Below are 16,119 nucleotides of genomic sequence, written 5' to 3'. Positions count from 1 at the left end.
GCTTTTCTCAGAGGTTCTGAAAAGCCTGTGCAAGCTCGTTCTGAGCCTCTGATGGATCTCTGAAGCCGGCATCGACCTGCCCATTCAGCCAGCCATGGCAGTATGACGGAGATTTGTCAGACCCTGGTTCTGTTATTCCATGGAAGCCGTCCAGATAGCCTTCCAGAATGTCGGCATCATCTAGTTTCCGGAATTCCGGTATCGTTCTGACTGGCTCGAACTCGGCCATCTTGGTTCCTCACATAATAATGGCTGCAAGATGCCTGACCGCAGGCCAGCCAGCAAATACTCTTGGTGTGTCCCACAACATGGAGCACACAAGAGATGTCTCTCAAAATTACCCCAATCCTCCAGGGTGCGTCGGTTCACACCCGATTGCCTCGACGGCTGAGCTCGCCGGATTATATCGCGAAGCTTGCGGTTGATCCTCAGACCCAAGAAGACGCATACCGTCTGAGGTATGAAAGCTATCTAAATTCTGGGTACATAGAGCCGAACGAGAGTGGTTGCTTCATCGATGATTATGATGGAATGGCCAACAGCCGCACGGTAGTTATTTACAGGGACGATGTTCCTCTGGCTTCTGTTCGAGTGTCTTTTCTTGTTTCCGGAAGTGATCTGCGCTCTCCGGGAGCCGATACGTTTCCCGAGGCCGTAAAGCGAATTCTCAAAGATGCGTCCTTTTCCCCCAGTGGGCCAGGACGAGGTCTTGAGCTCACCCGACTGGTTCGAAGCCCTGCGGCGCAGAACAATCAGGGGCTTGTGTTCCTGCTATATCGGATAGCCGGTTATCTGGGCATGATGTCTCATGCTCAGGTAGGCTTTGCCTGCGTCCGGAAAAACCACGTGTCGTTTTACAAACGGCTTGGTTACCAGCCTGAGACGGAACTTCGTCCTTATCCAGGGCTGAACTGCCCGATGCAGCTCATGTCATCGAACCGGCAACGGTATGACGAAATCCGGGCCTCTTTTCCTCTGATCGACCCATTCACGAGTGCCACCGACGGTCTCGAAGGTCTTCTTTCCGGCGACAGTGTCGCCCTTTGGCTGCGAGGAGCCGCATAATGTCCATTCTTGTTCTCATTCTCTCCGCCCTGAACTTTCTCTCATTCAGCTGGGGTGTGCGCGGACACTTTCAGATGGGTAATGGCATGCCCTTTCCGATGAAGGTCCTGTCTGCATGCAGCCTCGTTTTCTACGGACTCTTTCTGATTTCCCTGCGCTCTGTTCACGGAGATGTCTGGACAGTGGGAGGAACAGTATTTCTTTTTGTTTCCGCTTTGGCACTTTTCTGGTGGACTATCGCAATAACACGCAGAAATCGGCCAGATGTCGCCCATCATGATGCAGCTCCCCATCAGCTTTACTGCACTGGTCCCTATCGTATAGTCCGGCATCCTTTCTACTTGGCTTATCTCCTGTTCTGGACCGGTACGGCTTTGAGTGTTGGTGCATGGCAATGGCTGGGCATGATTCTGTTTACCGTTTGGTATGGTTTTCTGGCGTATCAGGAAGAACGTCGTTTTATTCAGTCAGATCTTGGTGGTATTTATGCAGATTATCAGAAAAAATCCTGGATGCTGTTTCCAGTTCCTTGGGTAAAATAAGAAAATAATGTCGGGCGATAGTAAATCGATAAAAATTTCATCTATCGAGTATCTGATAAATATCTGGAAGCTTTTCCAGATTGGTCAGGATGATGAAAATTTATCCTCGCTCCGTCATGAGCAGGCATCGGTTCTATCGCACGTCATCTGGTTATTTTCCATTCTGGGAATCAGCAGTAGCACCCTCTTTATCCTGAGGTTTGGGAATGGGTTCCGGCTGCTGGTTTCTACGTTCTATATTGCAATTATCTGTCTTTATCTTGTTTTGATTGCTGCCAGCCTTCGATGGCGTCGGGACCAGAATCATGATGCATTGATCCGGACATCCATTCGAATTCTTTTCGTTCTGGGGGTCGTGTGGGGCGGGTTGGTCAATATCTTTGCGATGATGGTTGAGCATCCCAGTGAAGAAGGTGCTGTTTTCGGCCTCATTATGGGATTGGTCTCAACGCCGATGCTGGGTGTGCCAATTCGGGCAGCTCTGGCCTTCTTTCTTCCGGTCAGCCTGTTTTGTACCATTGCCGCGCTGGTAACGCTTCAACCTGTTGAAAACGTCGCATTATTATCATTTTTCGGGTTTCTGGCCTTCGCCTTTATTGGCATCGTTTATATGAACAAGACGTTCCTGGAACGATCCATCGGCCGTTTGAATCTGCAACGACAACACGAAACTTTAAAGGTCTTTCTGAGAGAGTACGAGCAGGTTGTATCGGACTCGCTCTGGGAAACAGATGAAAATGGTTGTCTGCGGGATGTTACTGCGCGCATGTGTCAGTTCTTCCAGGCTGTTCCAGCAGAGATTGAAGGACGTGCTTTGGGCACGCTGGGGCTGGAGTCTGAACATCCGGCGCAGCCCGATATTGATGATCACATCCATCAGCGTAAAGCTTTCAAAGATCTTCCGGTTATCCTTCATCAGGACAGCGATGAACGATATCTGACATTCACGGGCTATCCTGTGCATGGTCGTAATGGCAGATTTCTAGGATTCCGGGGCGTTGTATCGGATATTACGGAACAACGGAAAGCCCAGAAGCGTATTCGTTATCTGGCAATGCATGACGATCTGACGGGGGCTCTAAGCCGGACGGCATTCCTAGAATTCATGAGTGACTGCTGCGTGAAGCAACAGCCATTTGCATTGTTGCAGGTTGATCTGGATCATTTCAAACCCATCAATGACGAATTCGGGCACGAAGTGGGCGACACGATGCTCAAGGCGCTTTCCGAACGGATTCGGAGTGTGATTGGACCCGATCATCTGATCGGAAGGTTGGGTGGTGATGAGTTTGCTGTTCTTCTCCGGGATGCCAATGAACAAGAAGCTACTGCACATAGTCAGGATATCGTTCGAACTCTGAATGAGGAGTTGAGTGCCGGTAAGGTTACGCTGGCGCCAAGTGTGAGTATCGGGATTGCAGTGTCTCCCGTTCATGGAGAAACAACAGATATTCTTTTCCGAAGGTCTGACCTCGCTCTATATGCCGCCAAGGAGAGGCGAAATATTTACTGTCTTTTCGAGCCGGGGATGGAAGTCAGTTACTTCAACCGGATCAGATTGAGAGATGATTTAACAAAATCTCTGGAGCGAAATGAATTCTTTCTCGATTATCAGCCTATTTTTGATACCCTCACACGCAGGCCGATTTCCGTGGAGGCGCTCGTTCGCTGGCAACATCCAACGGACGGCGTGGTTGGTCCAAATGCGTTTATTGCGACAGCAGAAAGTTGTGATCTGATTGAAGAGCTTGGCGCTTATGTTTTGTATGCGGCATGCAGTGAAGCGATGAACTGGTCTGTACCGTTGCCTGTGGCAGTCAATATTTCTCCGAAACAGCTTCGTTCCGGTCGGTTGCCATCTCTGATTGAAGACTGTCTTTTACAAACATCCTTTCCGGCAGAGCGGCTGATTCTGGAGGTCACGGAAAGTGTATTTCTTGCCGAGACAGCGCGGACCCTGACGCAGCTTGCAGCGATCCGGGCGATAGGCGTTCGACTGGTACTGGATGATTTCGGAACCGGGTATTCGTCTCTGACCTACCTGCGAGGGTTTGATGTAGACGGAATCAAGGTTGATGCGTCTTTTACAAGAGACATTGTCCAGTCTCAGAAAGTTGCAGCCATTGTACGGACGATTGCGCGTCTTGCCTGTGACATGAATGTTTACGTTGTGGCTGAGGGTGTGGAAACGGATGAACAATTGAACTGGCTGGAGCAGAACGGCATTGCTTTTGCTCAAGGCTATCTGCTGGGGCGTCCACAAAGTCCCACGAAATTACAGGCCCTTCTGGCGTCTTATCATAGCCTGGGTTGAAAGTCGGGATGGATAAAACCATCCCGACTGTGTCCTTAGCGCGGCGTGTAAATAGCGCTCAGGTAATCAGTGGTGCCATCGACACGTTCTAGATGAGGATAACGCAGACCCTCATGATAGGGGATGGAAACCATATTGATATGCTCTCCTGACTTCATAATTAGACGGATCGTCTGCTTTGGATCTTTCTGGGCGTCTGTAATGGCATGACGCAGACGTTCGCTGGTGTAGTCCATGTCATTGACAGCAAGAATGGTTTCCCCAGATGTCAGACCAGCTTTGAAGGCGGGGCTCATCCAGTGAACGCGAGCGGTCTTGCCGGACTTGGTGACGCTCATTCCCAGAGAGAATGTCAGGTCCAGACCGTGACGCATTCCTTCCGAGGCTTTGATGAAGGACGTTGGCTTGTCCGTATAAACAAGTTTGTAGCCACCGTTCTTCAGGCCATCGAGTGGAGCATGGGGCTGGATCGTGTCCAGACGGTCATGCAGAAATTTCGCCCAGTCATAGGGCTGGATGCTGTTGAGCGTCGCAGCAACTTCATCGAACTGATAGGGGCTGACAATGAAGCTGCCATTATTGGTGCCGAAGAAAGCTTTGGCGAAATCATCCAGAGACTTCTGTCCGTTCGACAGCTTGCGGATCAATGTGTCAGCGTCCAGCCAGATCAACTGGCCTTCGACGTAATAATCTTCTGAGCGTTGCCAGTCCCGCCATGACAAAGGGGCACGCTGGGCAATGACCGGATCATTCGTGGTGTCTTCAAGTGGACGCCAGAGACGGCCGGACTGATTGTCGTAAGTCGCTGCCATGTAGGCCAGTGCTTCGAAACCCTGATCTTTGGTTACGAGACCTGAGCGGGCTGCCAGAACATTGCCCCAGTATTGAGTTTGACCTTCATAAACCCAGAGTAGGGATCCGCGCTGCGGAACGTTAAAGTTCGGCGCCCACATATCAGCCGGGCGGCGATATTTTCCGTTCCAGGAATGGGTGTACTCATGCGCCAGAAGGTCGCGTTCGGGGAAGGTTTTGTCCCATTCTGTGAAATATCCCGGAGCCGCCGCATTTTCGCTGGACTGATGATGTTCAAGACCGATCATACCCAGCTCTTCCGTCAGGGCCAGCAGGAAGTCGTAATGGTCGTAATGATGGGAGCCAAAGAGCGTCGTCGCCTGACGGACCAGATTTTTATGCGCTTCGATCTGCGCGGGAGTGGCATTCAGGGAGTCTGGATCATCTGCTACGACATTCAGAGCCACTGGCACATGGTCCGGCCCTGTCAGGTCGATTTTCCGGAAATAACGGCCCGCGTAGATCGGGGAATCAACCAGTGTGTTGTAGGTTGTCGCGTTGAAATGGGTCTCGTCGCCGTAAGCAGGAGCGCGGAGAGCGGAGCCAATCTGCCAGCCATGTGGAACCAGAACGCTCGGCTTTACCGTAATGTCGCGCGTGAAATAGCCAGCCGGATAAAGCGAAACCTGATCCCACTGCACATTCACGATTGAAGGCGTCATGACAACGCGGCCCTGATCGGACGTCACGGGTGACAGAAGCTGGAAATGCAGATCCAGCGTCGGTGTGGTTGCGGAAACCGGAATGTGGAAAGCTGCGACATTGACGTTATCGCGCTTCCAGGAAATGGTTTTGCCGCCAGACTGAACCTTTAGGCTGCCCAGCTGCTCAATAACGCCGGTAGGAGAATGATCTCCCGGGATCCACATGGGATACAAAAGGATCATTTCACCCTTCTGTATGGCCTCTTTCGGAACCGGAACCGTTTCATGAATGGACATGATATGATGCGCGGTATCTGTTGCATCAACCGAAACTGATAGTGCGCCGGGGAAAGGCTTGTCCTGCGGGTCAGGCACCGCCGGAGGAAATGATAATGGTGTCGGTTGTGGTTGAGCCAGAGCTGGAGAGACCAGCCCGCTGAAAGCCGTTAGGGCAACCAGAAGACGTAAACGCGCCATTGGACAAGTTCCGGTATGTAAATCAAAGTCCTTTCTGGCCTAAATGTCTCCGACGATACACACAAGAGGCAAAAGTGCAGCAGGCACTTAAACGTATCGATTCCAATACGGACACTGAAAATTTCTTATTTCCCATATGGCGTTTAAGGCCCAGCCTGCCTTTACACTGTCTCCGGAACATGGGGCAGAATGGACCAGCCGGTTTCTGAAGGAGTCAGGTGGAGTGGAATGGCATTGGGCAGTCGAACATTCACAGGAAGGTTCATTCCGGCGCGCAAACTCCTGAACAGGGCACCATGCGCTACGAAAAGGGGTGTTCCGTTTTCTTGCAGGGCCTGATTTACGGCTCCCACCGCGCGCGTCTGAAGGGTCGCAAAGCTTTCGGCACCTTCGGGAGTGTAGCCATCTTCAATCCATGGGTCGTACCACTCTCCCATGGGCTGGCCTTCCTGAACACCAAAGCAGACTTCCTTGAGTTCTGGATCAATAATCAGAGGAAGGTTAGGGCCGCCGCTTGAACGAATGGCATCCCGGGTGTGTTCTGCTGTGACAAGCGCTCGGGAGAGGGGGGAGGCGACAATCCGGTCGAATGGCTTTTCGCCATTGCGGAACAAGCCTGCAAAAACCTGCCCGGCTCGCTCAGCCTGGGCAAGCCCGGTAGCGTTCAGGGGAATATCTGTCCGGCCCTGTGAGAGGCCACGGAGATTCCAGTCAGTTTCACCATGACGGAGATACCAGTAAGGCTTGGCAATGATCTTCGGCATAGTGAAACCTTCGGAGTTGGGGAAAACTCAGTCGAAGAGAGAGGAGACCGAGCTTTCGTCTGCGACAGCGCTCATGGCGCGAGCCAGAAGATTAGCAGTCGTAATCTGGCGAATGTTTGGCGTATCGAGTAGCGCCTGGGTGGCTGGAATACTGTCCGTCAGGGTCAGCATGTTCAAGGGACTGTTTTTCACGCGTTCGCACGCATTGCCAGTCAGAACGCCGTGAGTGACATAGGCTTCAACGCCTTCCGCACCACGGCTCATCAGGGCATTGGCCGCGTTGCAGAGCGATCCGCCACTGTCCACGATGTCATCCACCAGCACACAATAGCGCCCGGAAACATCCCCGATGACGTTCATGACTTCTGAAACGCCTGCCCGTTCACGACGCTTGTCGATGATGGCCAGATCGACATTCAAGCGCTGGGCGAGCTGACGGGCACGGACCACGCCACCCACGTCTGGAGACACGATCATTAGTTCGCGATCTGGCAGACGCGTCTTGAGGTCTCGGACAAAGAGGGGCGCTGCGTAAAGGTTGTCCGTCGGGATATCGAAGAAACCCTGAATCTGCATGGCGTGCAGATCCATCGTCAGGATACGGTTGGCGCCAGCTTCCGTCAGAAGGTTGGCAACCAGTTTGGCGCTGATGGGCGTACGGGGGCCAGACTTACGGTCCTGACGGGCATAGCCGAAATACGGCATGACAGCCGTGACGCGCTTGGCGGACCCGCGACGCAGCGCGTCCAGCATCACCAGAAGTTCCATGAGGTGATCGTTTGTCGGCATGCAGGTGCTCTGCACGACGAAAACATCCTCGCCTCGGACATTTTCCTGGATCTCGACAAACACTTCACCATCGGCAAAGCGCTTGACCACGGTTTTACACAGGGGCATCCGCAGTTCGTTCGCCACCGCACGGGCCAGCGGCAGATTACTGTTGCAGGCAACGATCTTCATGAAAACGGCCTCGTCCGGTATCCGTCAGGGGGAGAATTGCGCGCTTTCTAACAGTGTGCTTCCCCGCTGTCATCTGTTCTGCATCATTCTTTGTGCTGAGAGGTAGACTTGATGTGGAGGAAGATGCAGGCGAAACACATGAGAAGACTGTCTGTGCGGCCTTTTCGAAGGTCGCTCCATGCTACGGAAAGGTCAGGATATGCCCCTGAAAGACTGTACGGGTTTCGTTGGCAGAAAGCTTCTGATTCAGGACCTTCCCAATCAGCGGGAAGTCAGGAACGCTGTGTTCATTCCTCCCGGAAGTGGGCCGGAATGGGGGCTTTTTGACCCTTCAGGCCGCACAGTCCCGGAAGCCATGATCTATACGGGAGCAGGAGGGCTGCATACGCCGCTATGTGCACGGGCTACCCAGTCAATCCCGGAGTGCCCTGTTGTCAGTGAGGCTTTCGATTATGTCTTTGCAGGTAATCTGGATAAGTCATCCTGCGGCCATTTTCTGATCAACTCTTTTTCCCGTTTCTGGAGTTTGCCGCCTTATCGCAGAACTGGACTCCGTGTTGCGTTCAGCAGTCGACATTCCATCGCAGAACTGATGCAGGAAGATTACTTCCGGGATATCGTGACTGCGCTGGGTCTGGCGGAGCAGAATTTTTTGCGAGTTCTTGCTCCCGTTCGCTTCCCCAGAATCACCGTAGCCTCTGCTGCTTTCGAAGAACTCTCGTTGGTTCATTCCGTTTTTGCAGATCTGACCCATCACCTGGGGCGCCAGCTGCTCCCCGAAGGGGCACAGGTTCAGCCGGGGCGGGTCCTGTTTTTCTCACAGGAAGCCCTGAAAACGGGGAATGTCCGGGTTGAAAACGAAGCTGCATTGACGGCCATCCTGCGGGAACGGGGAATTGGGATCATTCATCCCCATCAGATGACATTCCGGGAGCAACTCAAGCTCTGGGCGTCAAATCCGCTTGTGATTGCCTATAATGACTCCTGCCTTCACATGAGTGCGTTTTTTCCGCAGCGCAGGGTCATTACCTTGGCTCATGGGCCTGATATGTGGGTTAATCAGTGTCTGATTGACATGGCCAATAGTAATGATGCCCGATATCTTTACGATTCTGTGGGATTGGAACGTATGGGGGCAGGCCATGGCTTCCACATGAATTATCGCATTCCTGACCCTGAAAGGCTTGCGGCCGAGTTGGTAGAGTTCGCCCTTGGGTAGTATCGGGAACACGGCGCACCACTACTTTGGATCGTGCGCCGTAGTCCTGATCAGAACTGATAAGCCAGGCCTGCATGCAATGTCACGTCATTCGACAGACTGCTGGAGTGGTTCTGAAAATGAGGAAGACTTCCCCAACTGTAAATTCCGATGCTGTTTGAAGTATTGGTAGTGCTGGCGTCAGCCTGCGCACGGTGGGTATAGGAATAATCTCCTCCAGCAGTCAGATGCAGATGCTGCGTCATACGATAGTCCACGCCTAATCCGCCCTGCCAAAGGGAATGTGCCGATGAACTCAGCCCATAGTCATATCCTGTGTGGCTTTTCAAAACTGCGGCCCAACCAAAGCGTCCGCGTAAAACGAGGCGTGAAGTCAGAGCGTAATCTGCTTTGAGGCCTGCTCCCACAAAGAAGCTTCCAAAGTCACCAAAGTTGTCAAAACCATTGGACAGATAGCCTCCCTGAGCAAAAGGAGTCAGAAGCAGCGACTGGGAAAGCAGCAGGAAGCCCTTTCCAATCTCACCGCGCGTTGACGTTGCTTTTGCGTCGTCTTTGCCTCCAAAACGGAATGTGTAGGGAGCACTGGCAGTAGCGTGCGAAGCAAAATGATATTTGTAATTTCTCTGTCCGTCCTGTAGCCCAAATTGCGCAGAGGCGTAAAGATTGCTGATCCCGAAAGCGTCGAACATGACAGAACTGTCTGCACGAAAGCCCGGCGTCCATCCGATACGCCGACTGTCGCTGTTCCACCCGCTTTCATACGAGCGCGTTCTTCCGGTACTCGTATAAGCGGTTCCAACGTAGGATGTTGTGTCGGAAGAGAGAGCGTCCTGAAAAGATCCAGTGATGGAAAGACCGATTTCGCGATTTACAGCGACCACTGGAGCCGTTTCTGCGAAGGCCGAGGAGCCAGTCAGGCCAGATAGTCCCAAAATAGTCAGACAAACCTGACCCCGTATCGAACGCATGCAAGAACTCCGAAGCATTTAAAAGCCACGAAGTCTTATCGGAGTGTTACTCTATGAAACAGAGATTTTTATAAGCACCTCAGACGCTTTATTTTTTGGTTGTCGGATTGGCCACAGGCAAAGGCGTGTGGTCGCGACCGGAATAGTTGGTCACGATGGTTCGTACGGCTCCAGCGGCTTCTTCGGCAGCCATGACTGCCGTATCCCCCCACGCGCTATCAAGAGAGTGCGCCGGAATATCGTGAAGCTGCGTAGCAGCGCCAGCTTCCTTGCCGTCTGGCGTCAGAACATGCCATGCGATTTCGATGTGCTGGGCTGGTTTGCCGTCAAGAGAGCCACCATCGGCGATTTTAACAACGCTGCGAACAGTGAAATCAGCCCCTTTGGGCTCTGTCTGAACCGAATTTGTCGCATCTGGTAGCGATGAATAAAAAGCACGCGCCAGAGACTTGTCTCCATCGCCAGGGGCACCGCTGACGCCAGCGAAATAAATCCGTGCCGCGCGGTGCATCAGGCTGTGTTGATCCTGCTGCATCATGTCTGCCTGAATGCCGGTCAGAAGATTGGCCAGTTCTGGAGCTTCCTGTGTTGCCGCGCCTTTGAGTGCCATGGCGTCCCCGGCACTCCACCCTGCCATATCGACAGCAGGCCCGTCGCTTTCCGCTCGGGCTTTACCGTCTGGCGTCATGATCACGTAATGGGGAATGACGCTGCCATTATGTGTGTGCGCGCTCATCTTTACCCACCAGTCTCCTGGTTTCTTCGGCTGGGCAATTGCTGGAACGGATTGCGCAACCATGGCTTCGGCCAGAGCGTGCGCCCAGAGTTGAGCCGCATCGTCTGAAAGGAGTGAATCCGCAGGCGTAGGAACTGCCAGACGAGCGGGAGGAAGATTCGCTGTGGCCAATTGCCGGGCTTGCTGGCCGGGGTCCGAAAATGGATGGGGCATATCAAAGCACCCAGCCAGACAGAGTGGCAGCAGAACAGGCAGAAAACGGCGCATCGGGGCTCCGGAGTGGTAAAGGGACATCGGGAAGTTTAGGGCAACACTTCCACGATGTCGAAACAGTGGCTTAACGGCGGATCAGGATATAATTGATCGTCACGTCGATATCGAAGTGATCGCCCTTCATGTCCGGCGGAACAGGTGGCAGATGCGCGCCCTGGAACATGCCGGTGGTCGCGGCATCCAGAGAATAAGAGCCAGACTGACCCGTCAGACGGACAGTTTTTACATGTCCAAAACGATCTAGAACCACATGGACGGAAGACGGTCCATCCTCGCCAGCCCGGGCCGCATCTTCCGGATAGTACATATGCGAACGGATCCAGCGATCAATTTCGCTGCCATAATCTTCACTGACGCCCTTGACGCTGGTGCGGGTCTGATAAGGCGCGTTGATGGCACCATTCATGCTGAGCGGCCCGAGAGACATGTCGATCGGGCCGCCTGACCCTGCCGGACGCCCACGACGATGACGATAAGGCGAAGGTTGCTCTCCGAAGGAATAGTCCATCGGGTGAGACAGCGGATTGTTGTTGCTCTGCCGGACGGAGCGATGGGCCCGATGACTATGTGGCGTCGTCTGCTGGCTCCGCTGGCTCGGCGCATTGCCGGGGGTGACAGGAGCCGGACTGGGCGCTGTCTTGGGAAGTTCGGCAGATGGTTCCTGCGGTACGGGCGGGGCCGACGGCGTTTCTGGCGTGGGGACGGCTGGTGTCGGTGCGGATTGTTGCTGATCCGGTTGTTGCTGCTCCTGCTGGGTTTCTTCCGGGCTTTGTGGGGAGGGCGGCGGCGGTGCCCCTCCTTCTTCATGCGCGCGCGGGCCCTGCATACTACTCTTGGATGGTGGCTGATCGAACACCATCTCGACCTGCGGTTCACTGCCAGCAGGTGATCCATGCATGGCATGATGCTGCGTGAGCAGAAGCGACAGAACTGCCGCATGAATACCGGCAGAAATACAGAACGGAATGACAGGTCCCGGCTCGACGATGGTCTGCGGCCGCATCATCGGCGTCAGAACCGGGCGAACGGCTGTTGCAGGCGGAACGTAATCCCTCAGTCGGGAACGGAGACCGGAAGGCGCATGAGCAGGCGCAGTGGCCGCGCGCGTTCTGCCCGCGAACAGTTTGGGTTCGCGGCGTCCTGATCTGGCGCTGTCAGAAGGTACGCTGCCGTTCATAGGGAGCGGGCGCACTCAGAAGAGGGAAGGTGGCGGCACGTCATTGCCAGGCTTTGTGCACCAGGGCGGGCGGGTTTGTCATCCGGCAGGCTGGTATCCGGTCTGGGGGTTGGCGTTGCGTCTGATGCTATCATGGCAGTAATGGGCCATTCACGAAAGAGACAAAGCGCCACAGACCTCACAGGAAAAACAGCGTCATGACAGACCCTCTCATATCGTCTCTTTCCATTGATCCGGATGTCGCTGTAGCGATCAGAAGAATTGGGCCCTGTCGTCTGCGTGGAGATGACGGGCAGGACCCTTATGATGCGCTGTTACGAACCATTGCCGGACAACAGCTTCATGGTGCGGCGGCCCGACGAATTTTCGGTCGTTTGTGCCTTCTTGGGCCCGCAGCGTCCGAGACTGGGCCGCCCCAGCACCAGAGGTTTTGCTGGCCTTTCCGGAAGATACACTGAGGGCCTGCGGTTTATCTGCAAGCAAACAGATCGCCATGCGAGGCGTGGCTCAGGCTCGGCTGGAGGGTCTGGTACCGACACGGCTGGAGGCGGAAACGCTTGGAGATGAAGATCTGATTCAGCGCCTTGTGACTTTACGCGGTGTGGGCCGATGGACTGTAGAGATGCTTCTGATGTTCACGTTGGGCCGGCCGGACGTCATGCCAGTCGATGATTTTGGTGTGCGGGAAGGCTGGCGACGGATCAAGAAGATGGAGACGGCTCCTAAACCTAAAAATCTCAAGAACGAAACGCTTTGTTTTTCTCCGCACAGGTCTGCTCTTGCCTGGTATTGCTGGCGGGTTGCGGAAGAGGGCAAGAAAGCTGCCCTCAACACACTTACGGGCTAGACGTCCTGGCCGGTCAGGAACGCCATCATTGTCGCAATGAACGGGCGTGGCTGCTCCGCGTGCAGCCAGTGCCCGGCGCCTTCCAACGTCAAAATCCGGGCCTGAGGGAACAGAGCGTGGATCAGAGCATGATGTTCGGGCCGGACGTAGTTTGAATTGCCGCCGCGTAGAAACAGGGCTGGCCCGTCATAGGGCGCTGCCTGGCTATCGGGCCAGCCTTCAATCAGACCAATTCCCTGCGTAATCTCATCAAATCCGATCGCCCATCCCGGAGCGCCATCCAGAGAGACATTCTGTGCCATCAGTTCGGCGACGGCCCGGCTTCCGGTAATAGGTTCGAGAAGGTCCAGCGCGCCACTCCGTGTCAGTTCTGAAGGAAAAGTGATCGCATCCAGTTTTGCAATCATGTCCCCATGGCCCTGCTGGGTCCGGGCTGGAGCCATATCCGCCACCATCAGACGCGTGACCCGGTCCGGGTCAGCCAGTGCCAGCATCATGGCGACCTTCCCGCCCATCGAATGACCGACGAGCGAAAAACGCTCGATCCCAAGATCGTCAAGTGTTTCCAGAACATCCTGTGCCATCGCGGGGTAGCTCACGGGACCATGCGGGCTGTCCCCATGATTGCGGAGATCCAGAGCAATCGTCTGGAATGTCTGTGAGGCTTCCCGCTGAAGAAACCCGAGATTACGCGCTCTTCCAAACAGACCATGCAGGAAAACAACGGTTTCCGGCCCATCCCCACGTTCGATGGCATTGAGTTTCATGCATGATCCTTCCGTGACAGCAGTTGATTGAAAACAGCGTTGCGGCCAAACAGAACTACACCTGCCGTCGGGGAGACCACTTGTCCACCAGTCCCGCCCGTAACGAATTGCGTTTTCGTCTGAAGCGTCACATGCGCTCTCTCCTGCGTCATCCGGCTCTGGCCCCCGTGACGTTGCGAGCGATGGTTCGTGCCGATGAAATCTGGCTCGCTGTTCTGGCAGCGGTTGTTGGCGCGGTATCGGGCTTTTGCGTGGTGCTGATAACAACCGTGACGCTGTCTCTGCACCGTGTTCTGTTTGGTAGAGGCAACACCATGAATGGCCATCTGTCTGGCCTGACATGGTTGCCTCCCTGGCGTGTTCTGCTGGTTCTGACGCTGGGCGGCCTTGCTCTGGGGTTGTTTGGGGTTGTCTTCAGCAAAATTATGCCCCGCCGGCCCGTCGATCCGATCGAAGCCAATGCCCTTCATGGCGGCCGCATGTCTGTCCGTGACAGTCTGATCGTCGCATTGCAGACCGTTATTTCCAACGGGGTTGGAGGGTCTATCGGGCTCGAAGCCGGCTTTACTCAGATCGCTGCTGCTCTAGGCTCCCGGATCGGACAGGCCTTTCGTGTCCGGCGTGAAGATCTGCGTGTTCTGGTTGGGGCTGCGGCGGGCGCGGCCATCGGGGCTGCGTTCAATGCTCCTGTTGCCGGGGCATTTTATGCCTTCGAACTCGTCATCGGTTCCTATTCGCTGGTCAGTCTGTCTCCCGTTGCGATTGCTGCGCTCGCAGGCGTCGGCGTCGCACATCTGTTCGGGCATATGCCTGCCGCCGTCATGATCGCGGACCCTGGCGTGCTAACATGGAATGGCAGTTTCAGCGTTGTCATCATCAGCGTACTGTCCGCACTCACAGCCATTGGCGTCATGTATTGCGTCACCCAGACGGAAACATTGTTTCGGCTTCTGCCTGGTCCTGTCTGGCTGAAACCTGCCGTTGGCGGATGTCTTGTGGGAGGGCTCGCTATTCTTCACCCTTCAGTTCTGTCTGCTGGGCATGATGCAATGCGTGTAGTGTTTGCCGGGTGGATCACACCCTGGATGGCTCTGGGTCTCTTGTTGCTCAAAGCTCTGGCATCCTGCATCTCAATTGGCTCCGGCTTTCGGGGTGGCCTTTTCTTTGCCTCTCTCTATCTCGGAACGCTGGCGGGAACCGTGTACGGGGCCCTACTCGAATGGCTGGGTCTGGCCCCCGTTTCGCCGACAGCCTGTGCATTGATCGGCATGAGTGCCATGGCAGTGGCCATCATTGGCAGCCCCATGACCATGGTATGCCTGCTGCTGGAACTGACGGGTAGTATTTCCATGAGTGGCGCGACCTTCGTGGCCGCAGTGCTCTCGTTACTGACCGTCCGGCGCCTGTTCGGGTACAGTTTCGCAACCTGGCGCTTTCATCTTCGGGGTGAGTCCATTCGCTCCGCTGTGGATATCGGTTGGATGCGCTCCCTGAATGTCCGTCGTATGATGCGCGGACAGGTCAGGACGATCCCCTTCGACACACCGCTCAACAGGGTGCAGGCTCTTTTTCCTCTTGGGTCGGCGCAGCGGATTGTTCTTCTGGATCGGGATGGGCGTTATGTCGGAATGGTCAATGTGGCGGAACTGCAAGCTGTTCCGCCAGCCGCCACACCCGTCATGGCCTTGGCACACTTCGAAAATGCCATGCTCACACCGCTTTTGACGGTCCGCGAAGCTGTGGAACTGTTCGAGCGTGCAGAAGCTGATGCCCTCGTCGTCGTCGAAGATTTCCAGTCACGGCAGGTGGTGGGTATCCTCACGGAACAGCATGCGCTTCGCCGATATGCCGAGGAACTGGAGCGCAGTCGTCGCACGCTCGCCGGGGAAGAAGGTGCTTCAGCGTGAAGCACTCTTGGCATTACGGCCTTGGCGCTTCAACATGACAGTCCATTCACAGGAGAATTTCCATGTCCAACACGCCTGAAGACCGTCTCGCTGCTCTTGAAATCACTCTGCCGGAAGCTGCTGCACCAGTCGCAAATTATGTGACAACCGTTCTGACGGGGAACCTGCTCGTCGTGTCCGGCCAGCTTCCACTGGTGGATGGCAAGCTGCTCATCACGGGCAAGCTAGGCGACGAAGTGTCGAACCATGCCGGTGTGGCTTGCGCCCGCGCCTGCCTGATCAACGTCATTTCTCAGGCCAAAGCAGCGCTGGGCGGTGATCTGTCGCGCATCAAGCGCGTTGTGCGTCTCGGCGGTTTCATTGCCTGCACGCCGGAATTCACCGAGCACGCTGTTGTCATGAACGGTGCGTCTGATCTGGCTGTTGAAGTCTTTGGTGACGCAGGTCGTCATGCCCGTTCGACGATTGGTGTTCCGAGCCTGCCGGTGAATGCACCGGTTGAAGTCGAAGCTCTGTTCGAAGTCGTCTGAGGCTGCCAAGGTGGGAGGCTCTCAAGGCTTCCCACCATTTAGAGGGCTGAGGTTGTTTTTCCTCATCTGAGCCACAC

Annotated in this window: 14 protein-coding genes and 1 pseudogene; 7 read left to right on the top strand and 8 right to left on the bottom strand. The window is 54.9% G+C overall.

The window, feature by feature from the left end:
- Window positions 1–7: 7 nt before the first annotated feature.
- Window positions 8–229 (bottom strand): hypothetical protein, encoded by a 222-nt coding sequence (locus J4P41_RS13430; protein ID WP_426067527.1) that lies wholly within the window; start codon window positions 227–229, stop codon window positions 8–10.
- A 95-nt stretch (window positions 230–324) separates the two neighbouring features.
- Between J4P41_RS13430 and J4P41_RS13425 the strand changes: the two genes are divergently transcribed.
- From J4P41_RS13425 to J4P41_RS13415, 3 genes are read left to right on the top strand one after another with little or no spacing between them, the layout of a single operon-like run.
- On the top strand, window positions 325–1,065 hold the full coding sequence (locus J4P41_RS13425) for an N-acyl amino acid synthase FeeM domain-containing protein (protein ID WP_426067526.1): 741 nt from the start codon (window positions 325–327) through the stop codon (window positions 1,063–1,065).
- On the top strand, window positions 1,065–1,607 hold the full coding sequence (locus J4P41_RS13420) for a methyltransferase family protein (RefSeq protein ID WP_426067525.1): 543 nt from the start codon (window positions 1,065–1,067) through the stop codon (window positions 1,605–1,607). Before J4P41_RS13425 ends, J4P41_RS13420 begins: the two co-directional genes overlap by 1 nt.
- 7 nt (window positions 1,608–1,614) lie before the next feature.
- A complete protein-coding gene (locus tag J4P41_RS13415; RefSeq protein ID WP_426067524.1) occupies window positions 1,615–3,921 on the top strand; it encodes a putative bifunctional diguanylate cyclase/phosphodiesterase in 2,307 nt (768 codons plus the stop codon).
- 35 nt (window positions 3,922–3,956) lie between these two features.
- Here the strand turns inward: J4P41_RS13415 and J4P41_RS13410 are convergent, their stop codons facing one another.
- From J4P41_RS13410 to J4P41_RS13400, 3 genes are all read right to left on the bottom strand, one after another.
- The gene (locus J4P41_RS13410) at window positions 3,957–5,894 is read right to left on the bottom strand and encodes a M61 family metallopeptidase (RefSeq protein ID WP_426067523.1); all 1,938 of its coding nucleotides are present in this window, start codon (window positions 5,892–5,894) and stop codon (window positions 3,957–3,959) included.
- A 161-nt stretch (window positions 5,895–6,055) separates the two neighbouring features.
- Complete coding sequence (locus tag J4P41_RS13405) at window positions 6,056–6,658, bottom strand: histidine phosphatase family protein (RefSeq protein ID WP_426067522.1); 603 nt, start codon at window positions 6,656–6,658, stop codon at window positions 6,056–6,058.
- Between the two features lie 27 nt (window positions 6,659–6,685).
- Window positions 6,686–7,618: a ribose-phosphate pyrophosphokinase gene (locus J4P41_RS13400; protein ID WP_007284050.1), complete on the bottom strand. Its 933-nt coding sequence runs from the start codon at window positions 7,616–7,618 to the stop codon at window positions 6,686–6,688.
- A 178-nt stretch (window positions 7,619–7,796) separates the two neighbouring features.
- Between J4P41_RS13400 and J4P41_RS13395 the strand changes: the two genes are divergently transcribed.
- Complete coding sequence (locus J4P41_RS13395) at window positions 7,797–8,837, top strand: glycosyltransferase family 61 protein (protein ID WP_426067521.1); 1,041 nt, start codon at window positions 7,797–7,799, stop codon at window positions 8,835–8,837.
- 50 nt (window positions 8,838–8,887) lie between these two features.
- Here the strand turns inward: J4P41_RS13395 and J4P41_RS13390 are convergent, their stop codons facing one another.
- From J4P41_RS13390 to J4P41_RS13380, 3 genes are all read right to left on the bottom strand, one after another.
- On the bottom strand, window positions 8,888–9,805 hold the full coding sequence (locus J4P41_RS13390; RefSeq protein WP_426067520.1) for a hypothetical protein: 918 nt from the start codon (window positions 9,803–9,805) through the stop codon (window positions 8,888–8,890).
- A gap of 88 nt (window positions 9,806–9,893) precedes the next feature.
- Entirely contained in the window at window positions 9,894–10,808 is a 915-nt protein-coding gene (locus J4P41_RS13385) for a hypothetical protein (protein ID WP_426067519.1), read from the bottom strand.
- A gap of 70 nt (window positions 10,809–10,878) precedes the next feature.
- Window positions 10,879–11,991, bottom strand: coding sequence for an energy transducer TonB (locus J4P41_RS13380; protein ID WP_034880784.1), 1,113 nt, complete (start codon window positions 11,989–11,991; stop codon window positions 10,879–10,881).
- Window positions 11,992–12,188: 197 nt separating this feature from the next.
- On the opposite strand from J4P41_RS13380, the pseudogene J4P41_RS13375 reads away from it, so the two are divergent.
- Window positions 12,189–12,838: pseudogene (locus tag J4P41_RS13375) on the top strand (DNA-3-methyladenine glycosylase family protein).
- Here J4P41_RS13375 and J4P41_RS13370 read toward each other — a convergent pair.
- Window positions 12,835–13,605 (bottom strand): alpha/beta fold hydrolase, encoded by a 771-nt coding sequence (locus tag J4P41_RS13370; protein ID WP_426067518.1) that lies wholly within the window; start codon window positions 13,603–13,605, stop codon window positions 12,835–12,837. The pseudogene J4P41_RS13375 and the gene J4P41_RS13370 sit on opposite strands and share 4 nt — an antisense overlap.
- A 131-nt stretch (window positions 13,606–13,736) precedes the next feature.
- Between J4P41_RS13370 and J4P41_RS13365 the strand changes: the two genes are divergently transcribed.
- Both J4P41_RS13365 and J4P41_RS13360 read left to right on the top strand, forming a co-directional pair.
- A complete protein-coding gene (locus J4P41_RS13365; protein ID WP_426067537.1) occupies window positions 13,737–15,512 on the top strand; it encodes a chloride channel protein in 1,776 nt (591 codons plus the stop codon).
- 62 nt (window positions 15,513–15,574) lie between these two features.
- A complete protein-coding gene (locus J4P41_RS13360; RefSeq protein WP_010503058.1) occupies window positions 15,575–16,042 on the top strand; it encodes a RidA family protein in 468 nt (155 codons plus the stop codon).
- Window positions 16,043–16,119: the final 77 nt, after the last annotated feature.

Origin of the sequence: Gluconobacter sp. NFX36, from assembly GCF_049887835.1 — a bacterium.
GTDB classification, from domain to species: Bacteria; Pseudomonadota; Alphaproteobacteria; order Acetobacterales; family Acetobacteraceae; genus Gluconobacter; species Gluconobacter japonicus_A.
The sequence above is the reverse complement of the archived record's forward strand: the minus strand, read 5'-3'. Positions and strand labels throughout refer to the sequence as shown.

What these genes read in the sequence shown, in the direction of transcription:
- J4P41_RS13400 (WP_007284050.1), bottom strand. Translation starts at nt 7,618, where the DNA reads ATGAAGATCGTTGCCTGCAACAGTAATCTGCCGCTGGCCCGTGCGGTG.
- J4P41_RS13380 (WP_034880784.1), bottom strand. Translation starts at nt 11,991, where the DNA reads ATGAACGGCAGCGTACCTTCTGACAGCGCCAGATCAGGACGCCGCGAA.
- J4P41_RS13385 (WP_426067519.1), bottom strand. Translation starts at nt 10,808, where the DNA reads ATGCGCCGTTTTCTGCCTGTTCTGCTGCCACTCTGTCTGGCTGGGTGC.
- J4P41_RS13370 (WP_426067518.1), bottom strand. Translation starts at nt 13,605, where the DNA reads ATGAAACTCAATGCCATCGAACGTGGGGATGGGCCGGAAACCGTTGTT.
- J4P41_RS13405 (WP_426067522.1), bottom strand. Translation starts at nt 6,658, where the DNA reads ATGCCGAAGATCATTGCCAAGCCTTACTGGTATCTCCGTCATGGTGAA.
- J4P41_RS13365 (WP_426067537.1), top strand. Translation starts at nt 13,737, where the DNA reads ATGCGCTCTCTCCTGCGTCATCCGGCTCTGGCCCCCGTGACGTTGCGA.
- J4P41_RS13395 (WP_426067521.1), top strand. Translation starts at nt 7,797, where the DNA reads ATGCTACGGAAAGGTCAGGATATGCCCCTGAAAGACTGTACGGGTTTC.
- J4P41_RS13390 (WP_426067520.1), bottom strand. Translation starts at nt 9,805, where the DNA reads ATGCGTTCGATACGGGGTCAGGTTTGTCTGACTATTTTGGGACTATCT.
- J4P41_RS13360 (WP_010503058.1), top strand. Translation starts at nt 15,575, where the DNA reads ATGTCCAACACGCCTGAAGACCGTCTCGCTGCTCTTGAAATCACTCTG.
- J4P41_RS13420 (WP_426067525.1), top strand. Translation starts at nt 1,065, where the DNA reads ATGTCCATTCTTGTTCTCATTCTCTCCGCCCTGAACTTTCTCTCATTC.
- J4P41_RS13415 (WP_426067524.1), top strand. Translation starts at nt 1,615, where the DNA reads ATGTCGGGCGATAGTAAATCGATAAAAATTTCATCTATCGAGTATCTG.
- J4P41_RS13430 (WP_426067527.1), bottom strand. Translation starts at nt 229, where the DNA reads ATGGCCGAGTTCGAGCCAGTCAGAACGATACCGGAATTCCGGAAACTA.
- J4P41_RS13410 (WP_426067523.1), bottom strand. Translation starts at nt 5,894, where the DNA reads ATGGCGCGTTTACGTCTTCTGGTTGCCCTAACGGCTTTCAGCGGGCTG.
- J4P41_RS13425 (WP_426067526.1), top strand. Translation starts at nt 325, where the DNA reads ATGTCTCTCAAAATTACCCCAATCCTCCAGGGTGCGTCGGTTCACACC.